12 protein-coding genes are annotated in these 11,204 nt (G+C 41.2%); 9 read left to right on the forward strand and 3 right to left on the reverse strand.

All coding sequences use genetic code 11. From position 1 onward, the window contains the following. Window positions 1–32 precede the first annotated feature (32 nt). The 5 genes from E1163_RS07515 to E1163_RS07535 are packed head-to-tail and all read left to right on the forward strand — an operon-like array spanning window position 33 to window position 4,812. A complete protein-coding gene (locus E1163_RS07515; protein ID WP_155170821.1) occupies window positions 33–614 on the forward strand; it encodes a sigma-70 family RNA polymerase sigma factor in 582 nt (193 codons plus the stop codon). Between the two features lie 7 nt (window positions 615–621). Beyond that, window positions 622–918, forward strand: a complete 297-nt coding sequence (locus E1163_RS07520; protein WP_155170822.1) for an anti-sigma factor — start codon at window positions 622–624, stop codon at window positions 916–918. Continuing rightward, a complete protein-coding gene (gene gmk, locus E1163_RS07525; RefSeq protein WP_155170823.1) occupies window positions 918–1,505 on the forward strand; it encodes a guanylate kinase in 588 nt (195 codons plus the stop codon). Before E1163_RS07520 ends, gmk begins: the two co-directional genes overlap by 1 nt. A 58-nt stretch (window positions 1,506–1,563) precedes the next feature. Further along, complete coding sequence (gene nadD / locus E1163_RS07530; protein WP_155170824.1) at window positions 1,564–2,136, forward strand: nicotinate (nicotinamide) nucleotide adenylyltransferase; 573 nt, start codon at window positions 1,564–1,566, stop codon at window positions 2,134–2,136. Between the two features lie 54 nt (window positions 2,137–2,190). Next, window positions 2,191–4,812, forward strand: coding sequence for a DUF5686 and carboxypeptidase regulatory-like domain-containing protein (locus E1163_RS07535; RefSeq protein WP_155170825.1), 2,622 nt, complete (start codon window positions 2,191–2,193; stop codon window positions 4,810–4,812). A gap of 79 nt (window positions 4,813–4,891) precedes the next feature. Here the strand turns inward: E1163_RS07535 and frr are convergent, their stop codons facing one another. The 3 genes from frr to E1163_RS07550 all read right to left on the reverse strand — a co-directional run bounded on the left by frr (window position 4,892) and on the right by E1163_RS07550 (window position 6,773). Continuing rightward, window positions 4,892–5,452 (reverse strand): ribosome recycling factor, encoded by a 561-nt coding sequence (frr, locus tag E1163_RS07540; protein WP_155170826.1) that lies wholly within the window; start codon window positions 5,450–5,452, stop codon window positions 4,892–4,894. A gap of 46 nt (window positions 5,453–5,498) precedes the next feature. After that, window positions 5,499–6,203, reverse strand: coding sequence for a UMP kinase (pyrH, locus tag E1163_RS07545; RefSeq protein ID WP_155170827.1), 705 nt, complete (start codon window positions 6,201–6,203; stop codon window positions 5,499–5,501). Window positions 6,204–6,278: 75 nt separating this feature from the next. Then, window positions 6,279–6,773: an acyl-CoA carboxylase biotin carboxyl carrier protein subunit gene (locus E1163_RS07550; RefSeq protein ID WP_155170828.1), complete on the reverse strand. Its 495-nt coding sequence runs from the start codon at window positions 6,771–6,773 to the stop codon at window positions 6,279–6,281. A 263-nt stretch (window positions 6,774–7,036) separates the two neighbouring features. Between E1163_RS07550 and E1163_RS07555 the strand changes: the two genes are divergently transcribed. The 4 genes from E1163_RS07555 (at window position 7,037) to purN (ending at window position 11,108) form a co-directional block, all read left to right on the forward strand. Then, complete coding sequence (locus tag E1163_RS07555) at window positions 7,037–8,920, forward strand: TonB-dependent receptor (RefSeq protein ID WP_343033777.1); 1,884 nt, start codon at window positions 7,037–7,039, stop codon at window positions 8,918–8,920. After that, window positions 8,886–9,482 carry a TonB-dependent receptor gene (locus E1163_RS31535; RefSeq protein ID WP_343033778.1) on the forward strand — a complete coding sequence of 199 codons (597 nt, stop codon included), beginning with the start codon at window positions 8,886–8,888 and terminating at the stop codon, window positions 9,480–9,482. Before E1163_RS07555 ends, E1163_RS31535 begins: the two co-directional genes overlap by 35 nt. Window positions 9,483–9,621: 139 nt before the next feature. Continuing rightward, entirely contained in the window at window positions 9,622–10,521 is a 900-nt protein-coding gene (locus E1163_RS07560; RefSeq protein WP_246223547.1) for a geranylgeranylglycerol-phosphate geranylgeranyltransferase, read from the forward strand. 5 nt (window positions 10,522–10,526) lie between these two features. After that, entirely contained in the window at window positions 10,527–11,108 is a 582-nt protein-coding gene (gene purN, locus E1163_RS07565) for a phosphoribosylglycinamide formyltransferase (protein WP_155170830.1), read from the forward strand. The last annotated feature ends 96 nt before the right edge of the window (window positions 11,109–11,204 follow it).

Below are 11,204 nucleotides of genomic sequence, written 5' to 3' on the forward strand. Positions count from 1 at the left end.
ATAATTAATCCATAATTATTATTTTTGACCCAATGTCCGAGACTAGAAGACAAAGTTATTCGCAAAAAGAAAAGGAAAGAACCTTTGAAAAAGAGTTCCTTCCTCACATTGACTCCATGTATAACTTTGCTTACAGGTTAACTTTCGATGAAGACGATGCCAAAGACCTGGTACAGGATACTTATCTTAAGGCTTACCGGTTTATTGAATCGTTTGAAAAAGGAACTAATGCCAAAGCGTGGTTGTTTCGAATACTGAAAAACAGCTTCATTAACGACTTTCGGAAGAAAAGTAAGCAACCTTCCAAAGTAGATTATCAGGAGGTTGAAACTTTTTACAACTCCGAAGATGTTGATCAATCTATAACCACGGATTTGCGCATTGAGACAGTGCAGGATATGATTGGGGACGAGATCTCCAATGCGCTGAATTCCCTGGATGTCGATTTTAGGACAGTGATAATTCTTTGTGATCTGGAAGGATTTAAGTACGATGAGATGGCCAAGATTTTGGATATTCCCATAGGTACGGTAAGATCCAGACTACACAGAGCGAGAAACCTCTTGAAAGAGAGGCTCAGTGATTACGCAAAAAAAATGGGATACAAAAATTAAATAGTTTATGGGATTATCCTCTACAGATTCATTTGACGAAAGTCTATCAAAGAACGCCCAAAACGTTCAGCCAGACCACCAGGAGTGTCTGAAGATCCTTAATCTGGTACTTGATGAAGAAGCCGGTCCTAAAGAGCAGGAATATTTCAAGAAGCATATCGAGAATTGCATGCCTTACTATGAGATCTACAATGTAGATAAGGCTATCAAAGAATTGATCAGGCAAAAATGTTACGATAAAGAGGTTCCCAGTGACCTTGTAGACCAAATCAAGTCTAAAGTATTTCAAGGCGCTGAAGAATAATGCACAACGGTAAAGCAATTATCTTTTCCGCTCCATCCGGATCGGGCAAAACTACTATTGTAAAACATCTATTGGCCACCAACCCTAAATTAGGGTTTTCGATATCCGCCTGCACGAGAGACAAACGTGGCCGGAATGAAGAAAACGGCAAAGACTACTATTTTCTCACCCCTGAAGATTTTAAGAGAAAAATTGACAACGATGAGTTCATCGAATGGGAAGAAGTATATGCCGGTAACTTCTATGGCACACTAAAATCTGAGGTTGAACGGATATGGCAGGAAGGCAGGCATGTAATCTTTGATGTAGACGTCAAAGGAGGTTTGCACTTAAAAGAGTATTTTGGAGACAAGGCACTGGCAGTTTTTGTTAAAGTACCTTCTATTGATGAGCTGAAAGAGCGCCTTATGGATCGCCAGACAGAGACGGAAAACAGCCTCTCGCAGAGAATATTTAAAGCAAAGTTTGAGATGACATTCGAAGATAAATTCGATGTTACCCTCGTCAATGAAGATCTTGAAGAGTCTTTGAGAAAAGCAGAAGAGTTAGTCAATAATTTCATTAATTCAGGAGTAGAGGCTGTATAAGCTTTGGACAAGCCCCTGAATATTCAGCTTTATTTCCAGTTACAGAAAGAACCTTTACATGAAGATCGGTTTGTTTTTTGGATCGTTTAACCCGGTGCATATCGGGCATCTTATTATTGCCAATGTGATGGTGGAAACCACTGATATTGATCAGGCGTGGTTTGTAGTATCACCTCAGAACCCATTCAAGAAAAGAAAATCACTGCTGCATGAGTTTGACCGTTTTGATATGGTAAATGCGGCTATTTTTGACAATTATAACCTCCGGGCCACGGACATAGAGTTTAATATGCCAAAGCCCAGCTACACCATAGATACCCTGGTGTACCTTACTGAAAAGCATCCTGATCACTCATTTAAACTGATCATTGGGGAAGATAATCTCAAAAGCTTTCCGAAGTGGAAAAACTACGATAAAATACTGGATCAATATGGTCTCTATGTTTATCCGAGGCCTGATTCTAAACCGTCTGAACTAAAAGATAATCCGAATGTAAGGATGGTGGCGGCCCCTATGCTGGACATATCCGCAACTTTTATTAGAAATTGTGTAAAAAAAGGACAATCTATTAAATATCTTGTTCCCGATAGCGTTGAAGAGATGATTCGAGGGAAAAAGTTTTATTTGTAACATTATTACCTTTATCTCGTCATAGCTTAGTATTCTGATATCAAAATAAAGTTCATGAAGTGTAAGCCACTACTTGTCCTGCTCGTACTATGTCTTTTCAATACCGTTTTTGTACACGCAGGAGGTGTAAAAGGTGTTGTCAAAGGAGACAACGGTGAATTATTATCATTTGCTACCATCTATGTTAAAGAGCTTGGCACCGGTACTACCACCAATGCCGATGCCCACTATGAGGTTCAACTACCTCCAGGTAATTATCAGATTATATTTCAATACGTAGGGTATGAGTCACTCCTGAAAGAAGTTCAGGTCGGAAATGACTTTGTTGAACTGGATGTGGTGCTTAAAACCCAGGTGATGCTACTCAGGGATGTTGAAATACTTGCAGGCAAGGAAGACCCTGCGTATACCATCATGCGTAAAGCTATAGCCAAAAGCAAGTTTCACACGCAGCAGGTAGATAGTTATACCGCAAGGGTTTATATAAAGGGTACAGGGCAATTGGTCGATTACCCTTTTTTTATGAAAGGAACTTTGGAAAAAGAAGGTTTTGACCCGGACAGGGTTTTTATTACAGAATCAGTTAGTGACATAGAATATATCCGTCCCAATATCTACAACGAAAAAGTAATTTCCATTTATACGCAGGGCGATGACAATAATACGGATCCAAACGCCTACGTTAATGGGTCTTTTTATGAACCCGAAGTGGCAAAATCTGTGTCGCCACTCTCTCCAAAAGCATTTTCCTACTATCGCTTTGTTTATGACGGTACCTATCGCGATCAGGGATTTGAGGTTAGCAAAATAAAAGTTATACCTCGCTCCAAAGGGGATAACGTTTTTGAAGGGTACATCAATATTGTTGAAGACTATTGGAGTATTTATAGCCTGGATCTGAGGGTGACAAAGCTAGGCGTTAATTTCCGTATTCAGCAGACTTATGAGCCGGTGGAGAAGAATGTGTGGTTGCCGGTAACCCACAAATTTTATGTCGAGGGCAAAGTGCTGGGCTTTGAATTTATGGGCAATTATCTGGCTACGGTTAGCGACTATAAAGTAGAGATTAACCCGGACCTGGATATGGAAATAGATGTGATAGATGAGAAGGTAGAGGAAGAGCTGGCTGAAAAGCTGGAGGAGCAGGTAAAAGATGAGGAAATGGGAGAGATACAGGAAATGCTTACCTCAGGCAAGGAAGTGACAAGAAAGCAGCTCCGACAGGTAATGAAAGCCTATGAAAAAATGGAGCTTAAGCGCCAAAAGGAGCCGGAAGTGATCTCAAACCGAACCTTTAAAGTTGATTCTATGGCGTATGAGCAGGACTCAACATTTTGGGCGAACATCAGGCCGGTGCCATTAACCCAGGCTGAGAAAAAAGGATATGCTACCGCTGACAGTTTGGCTAATATAGCAAGGATGGAGCGTGAGGGAGATACTTTGAAAACCGGAAAACGTAAAGGCTTTCACCTGCAGGATATTATTGTTGGCAATACCTATAAAATTGCAGATAAGACCCACTTCCGCATTCATACGCCACTTTTGGGAACCAACTATAATACCGTAGAAGGCTTCAATATTGACTATGCCGTTTCATTGACAAAGACCTTTGACAGTAAAAACTGGCTAAGCCTGAAGCCAACAGCACGTTATGCATTTGCCAGAGAACAGTTTTCAGGAAAGTTTGATATGCAGTACGGTTTCGGTGAGTTTGATACACGCAGTGACATTTCACTTTCCTTTGGTAGGTATATTAACCAGTTTAATGACGATGATCCCATAAACAGGTATGTCAATAGTCTTATGACACTGTTTCTGGAGCGTAACTACATGAAGATCTATGAAAAGGATTTTGTGGAGTTGACCTATAAAAAGAAGCTTGGAAGCAAACTTACTATGAGGCTTAATATGCAACTGGCAGAGCGCAGGGAACTGTACAACAATACCGACTACAGGTTTTTTGATATCAAAGGAGATGGATTTACCCCAAATGCTCCGTTCAATCTGGCTATGCCTGTAACCTCTTTTCCTGATCATAGGGCTTTGACGGCAGGTGCCAACTTTGAATACAAGCCCTGGGTGAAATATAGGATCTATAATGGTAAGAAATCAGTGGTTGAAAACTCTTCACCCATCTTTCAATTGAATTATAAGAAAGGTATTGCAGATGCTTTGGATAGTGAAGTGGATTATGACATGCTTGAGTTAGGCTTTAAGTATGGCTTTGATATTGGTATAAGGGGCCAGGTAGATGTAATGCTTAAAGCCGGTACATTCCTTAATAATGATGAAATGTATTTTATGGACTACAAACATTTCCTGGGTAACCGGACACCATTTGTTACTACCGACCCCGTGGGAAGTTTCAGAATGCTTGACTACTACACTTTTAGCACCAATGAGGAGTATTTTGCAGGAAGCCTGCACTATCAGTTCCGTAAGTTCCTGATTACGCGGATGCCCTTGGTAAGACTGTCAGGGGTAAGAGAGAGCTTTTTCGCTAACTACCTTGTCAATGACGTTACCACAAGTTCCGGCTATACAGAACTGGGCTATGGCATCAACTACATTCTTCGGGTATTCAGACTAGAGGCAGTCACCTCCTTTTATGACGGCAAATACCAGGATTTCGGAGTGAGAATCGGTATTGCTACTAATTTTGAGGATATTTTTTAACAAAGGAGTGGGTTCCGATAACGAAAAAAGCCGCTAAAAAGCGGCTCTCAATACTCATATCTAATATCTCAATACTAACTTAAACTGTCATGATTTCAGCTTCCTTCTTCGTTAGTATCTCGTCGATTTTTTTGTTGAACTCATCTGTCAAAGTCTGAACTTTGTCCTCAGCTCTTTTAACCTCATCCTCAGATACACCCTCTTTTTGAAGTTGCTTGAGGTTGTCATTCGTTTCTTTTCTTATATTTCTGATACTGATCTTGCCCTGTTCCCCTTCATGCTTAGCCTGCTTTACAAGTGTTATCCTTCTCTCTTCAGTTAGCTGAGGCACGTTAATAATTACCTGCTCACCGTCGTTTTGAGGGTTTAGCCCAAGATCACTGTTGATGATAGCCTTTTCAATTTCAGGAATAACATTTTTTTCCCAGGGTTTGATCATCAATGTCCGGGCATCAGGAGTGGTAATAGACGCTACCTGATTGATAGGCGTTGGGTTTCCATAGTAAACAACCATTAATCCTTCCAGCATATTTGGGGCAGCCTTACCGGCCCTGATTTTTACCAGTTCACTGCTTACATGCTTAATGGCCTTATTCATCAAATCCTTGGCCTCGTCAAGGTACATGTTAATTTCTTCCATGGTTTTAGTCTAGATTATCTTTCTAAGTATAAGAAATGGGTCAAAGTTAGGTTATTAAAGTGCCGGCATTCTCTCCATGAAGAATATTCAGCAGATTATCCGGTTTATTCATATCAAACACAATAATTGGCAGGTTGTTTTCCTGGCACAATGTGAAAGCCGTCATATCCATAATGTTCAGATTCCTTTCATACGCCTCTTGAAATGATAGTTCGGAGTACCTTTCAGCAGTAGGGTCTTTTTCAGGATCTGCAGTATAAACACCGTCAACACGAGTGCCTTTCAATACCACGTCAGCCTGGATCTCTATTGCCCTGAGACTGGCTGTAGAGTCAGTAGTAAAATAGGGGTTACCGATACCAGCACCGAAGATCACTATCCTTCCCTTTTCGAGGTGCCTGATAGCCCTTCTTCTGATGAATGGCTCGCAAACCTGCTCCATTTTTATACCAGACATTAACCTGGTGTAAAGGCCGACACCCTCAAGCGCACTTTGCAGGGCCATACCATTGATCACCGTGGCCAGCATGCCCATATAATCTCCCTGTACCCTTTCTATACCTGCAGCTTCCGCCATTACACCTCTAAAGATGTTGCCACCACCTATAACGATAGCGATCTCTACACCTTTTTCCTTTACAGCTTTAATTTCATTTGCATATTGCAGCAATCGGTTAGGATCAATGCCATATTGGCCAGACCCCATTAAAGACTCACCACTTAGCTTCAGTAATATTCTTTTATATCTCATTGAAAGTAGGAAGATTGTTTTAGTTTAAATTGCTGCAAATATAACAGGGATAAACGAATATTTTAGACGCGAATATTAAAATTGGACCAACACCTGGTTTTTTTCCACGCTATCTCCCTTTTTAACCTTCACCGACTTCACCACACCGTCACCATCAGCCTTGATCACATTCTCCATTTTCATGGCTTCGAGTATCATGATCGGGTCTCCTTTTTTAACCTCATCTCCTTCTGATACCTGAATTTCAAAGATAAGTCCCGGCATTGGCGCTTTAACATCATTCATCTGGGCAGATGCAGCTACATCCATTCCCAGCTTTTCAAGAAGCAGGTCAAATTTATCCTTCAGCGCTATATCATACTTGTTGCCATTGATTTTAAGAGTAATACTTTTGTGCTTAAGGTCTGCGCTTACTATTTCAGCACGGTACGATTGATTGTCCTTAATGATATGATACGACTGGTCATTGATTTTAGCAATATCCCATTCGAACGGCTGTCCGTCAATATCTATCTGGTCGTCCTTAAGCTTTACTTCAAAACTACTGTCGTTAACGTTTACTTTATACATAATTTATAGGGCTAGTGGCTCAAAGATAAAATGGCTCTGTGGTTTTACCTGACGAATTTATCATTATTTGAGATAATAACCACTTTTTGATAACTTTGGATTCAAATAGGGGTGCCCCAAATATACGGGCTGAGATTATACCCAAGACTCTGAAAATAATGGGTCGAAACCTGATCCGGGTAATGCTGGCGTAGGGAGGTATGTTAAAATGATTCGGGAATCCCCTGTCCCGAACTTGTTTAACGATATAATTAATTTGAGAAATGAGGGTTTTGATTATTGCAGCGTCATGGCTGTTGATGTCCTATATATCTTATGGACAGTTTGAGGTAAAGGGTACTGTTAAAGATGCTGATACCGGTGAACTACTTCCAGCAGCTAATGTGTATTTGGGAGAAAAAGTAGTGCCAACCGATGGGCAGGGGAGGTTTCAGTTTGATAAGGTTGAGGAAGGTGAATACGTGTTGAAGGTTACATTCATTGGCTATGACCCCTATGAGCAGGAACTGAATGTTACTGGCGATCAGAATCTGGAGGTGGCTTTAACGCCAGATGTTTACATGACTGACGAGGTGATAGTTTCAGCTACCAGGGCCAATGATAAAACACCCACAACTTTTACTGTGGTAAACAGGGAAGAAATAGAAGAAAATAACCTAGGTCAGGATCTGCCATTCGTGCTCAACTGGACGCCTTCACTGGTCACCACATCTGATGCCGGGGCCGGAGTAGGTTACACCGGTTTGAGGATTAGGGGAAGTGATGCCACCAGGATCAATGTCACGATTAATGGTGTGCCGTTGAACGACAGTGAGTCACAGGGAGTATTCTGGGTGGATATTCCGGATATTGCTTCTTCAACGGAAAACATACAGATACAGCGAGGCGTAGGTACATCTACCAATGGAGCCGGAGCCTTTGGGGGAACTATAAATCTGCAGACGAACACCAAACAACAAAAACCTTACGGGGAAGTGATTAACTCTTTTGGATCATTTGATACGTGGAGGCATACCCTGGGGTTTGGTACAGGCCTTATTGATGATAAGTGGACATTCAACGGCAGGCTGTCCAAGATCACTTCTGACGGCTACATAGACAGGGCCACTTCTGACCTGAATTCTTACTACTTATCAGGAGGATTTTATGGTAAAAATACGTTGGTGAAAGCCATAATATTCGGAGGAAAGGAGCGCACTTATCAATCGTGGTATGGTACACCAGAGGCAGTCCTTGAAAATGATGCAGAAGGAATAGAGGCGGTGATTGCCAACAATGGGGTGAGTGATGCACAGGCAGAAAACCTTAGAACAGCAGGGAGAACCTTTAACTGGTACATGTATGAAGATGAGGTGGACGATTACCAGCAAGACCATTACCAGCTCCATGTTTCTCAGCAGTTAATGCCTGATTTTACGGCTAATGTCTCTCTGCACTATACCTATGGCAGAGGGTATTACGAGCAGTTCAGGGAGGATGACGATTTCGAAGACTATAGCTTGCCCAATGTTATCATTGGTGATACCACCATAACATCAACCGACCTGATCAGACGAAGGTGGCTTGATAATCATTTTTATGGTTTTACCTATTCATTGGAATACCAGAAGGAAAAATGGAATGCTATATTAGGTGGTGCATACAACATTTATGAAGGTGACCACTTTGGTGAAATTATATGGGCGGAATTTGCCGCAGGTACCTCTATTGAGGAGAGGTACTACGACAATACCGGTGATAAGAATGATTTTAATACTTTTCTGAAAGTCAACTACCAAATAACAAATAAGTTAAGTGCTTTCGGAGACCTGCAATACCGTAATGTAAGATATGACATAGCGGGGATTGACAATGATCAACGCTTGCTGGGCATCTCGGCAGATTATGATTTTTTCAATCCGAAGTTCGGGTTGGTGTACTCACTTGATGCAAACAGTAATTTCTACGCTTCTTACAGTATTGCCAACAGGGAGCCGGTACGCAGCGATTTTATTGATTCCCCAGCAAGGCCTGAGCACGAAACCTTGAGAAATCTTGAGGCCGGATTTAGAAAAAGGACTACTAATTATCAACTCCAGGCCAATTACTACCTGATGGATTACAAAAATCAACTTGGTACTTACCGGAGAGCTAAACGATGTGGGTAGCGCCTTGCGAACTAATGTTAAGAACAGCTATAGGACAGGCGTGGAGGTACAGGGTCAGTTTTATATATCAAAGCAGTTCAGGGTGATGGCAAATGTCACTTTTAGCCAAAACAAAGTAGGTTCGTTCAATGAGATCATATACGACTATGGGGCAGGTTTTGATGAGTACAATATTATAGAAAATGAATATGAAGATACAGATATTGCCTTTTCACCTGATATTATAGCCGGCTCACAAATAACTTTTCTCCCTGTAAAAGGACTCGAGTTGTCCTTACTCTCTAAGTATGTGGGTAAGCAATATCTCGATAATACATCAAATGATGAGCGGGCCATAGATGCCTATTTTGTAAATGATTTGAGGTTGATGTACACTTTGCATACAGATTTTATAAAGGATATCGCCCTTACATTTCAGGTGAATAATGTATTTGACGAGCTTTACGCCTCAAATGGCTACACTTTTGGCTATCAGGGTGGGCCGGATTATGTGGTGAGAGAGAATTACTACTATCCACAGGCCACCCGCAACTTCCTGGCCTCAGTGGCTTTGAAGTTTTAAAGAATTGTGTAGGAATAGCTTTCCGAAGTTTTGAAGCTTCGGGAGCTTCTTACCATTATTTCTTTGAACAATAAACTGTAAACAGTAAATAGAAAAATTACATCTATTGTAATAGTACCAATCAGGATTTACCTTTGCCATGCTAAAACTGATCCTGATGGTACCATCCTCACGTTATAAACCTAATAACTTCTCCTTATCAGGGTTCATCCAGCTTACCCGGTTCTGGAATTTGTTGATCATAGTATTTGCTCAGTATTTTACAGCCTCATTTTTAATTAATTCAGCAAGAAATGTAAGCTACTATTTGCTGCACCGGGAGTTGTTTTTGCTTTCATTATCCTCAGTACTGATTGCAGCCGCGGGATATATCATCAACGACTATTATGATGTTAAGATCGATCTCATCAACAAACCGCACCGGGTGGTGGTGGGCAAGGTATTAAAGAGGCGTGTGGCTATGGCAGCGCATACCGTGCTCAATTTTACCGGTATCGGGCTGGGTTTTCTGCTTTCATGGCAAATAGGAGCAATAAATTTTGGCTCTGCACTTCTTCTATGGCTCTATTCTAATCAGCTAAAAAGGATGCCCTTCATTGGGAATTTTGTAGTGGCCATACTTACAGGCCTTTCTATATACATAGTAGAGATACTCTTCAGGTCAGGTAACCTGCTGGTAGTGGCCTATGCACTTTTTGCCTTTGTGTTTACGCTGATCCGTGAGATCATAAAGGACATGGAAGACCTGAAAGGGGATGCCACTTTCGGGTGTAGGACTTTGCCCGTGGTGTATGGGCTCAGGAAAACAAAGAATGTTATTTATGTATTGTCGCTGGCCTTCTTAACAGGGCTCAGCTTTTTAGCTTATATATTTGTGGGTAAGGAGATGACACTTTTTTGCCTGCTACTGATTGTGCCTTTAAGTTTTTTGGCCTACAAACTTTCCAGGGCCGACACCATTAAGGATTTCAGCTATTTGAGCAACTATTGTAAATTGATCATGTTCCTTGGAATACTCAGCATGATCCTGTTTAAATAAATAATATGACCAGAATTGCCATTTTTGCATCAGGAAGCGGCTCCAATGCCGAAAAAATTACCCAGCATTTTGAAAACAATGACCAAATCGAGGTCAGCCTCATACTTACGAATAACCCGAAGGCCTATGTGCTCGAAAGGGCCAAAAACCTTCATGTACCTGCTGTAACCTTTAACAGAGATGAACTAAGGAACACCAATAAAGTGCTTGACATACTGAAAGAACATCAGATAGATTTTGTGGTGCTGGCTGGGTTCCTTCTACTGGTTCCTGAAAATTTAGTTGAAGCCTATCCTGACCGAATTATCAACATACATCCTGCCCTGCTCCCTAAGTTTGGAGGCAAAGGAATGTACGGTGACAAAGTTCACCAGGCAGTTAAATCTGCGGGTGAGTTAGAGACAGGCATCAGTATCCATTATGTTAATAATAAATATGATGAAGGTGAGATAATCTTTCAGGCCAAGTGCCCTGTCACCGAAGAAGATACACCCGAGACGGTCGCTGATAAGGTACATCAGTTAGAATACCAACATTATCCGCAGGTAATAGAATCAGTGATTAATAATTCAATTAAAAATTTATAATTTTGCAGCTTGAAAAATTTGGGTGCCCGGATGCCGGCGTAAAGGCTGGTTGGGGTATTTTATCAACTCTCAATCACTAAATAAAACTCATGTCTT

This window comes from Fulvivirga kasyanovii, assembly GCF_009711405.1.
Classification (GTDB): domain Bacteria; phylum Bacteroidota; class Bacteroidia; order Cytophagales; family Cyclobacteriaceae; genus Fulvivirga; species Fulvivirga kasyanovii.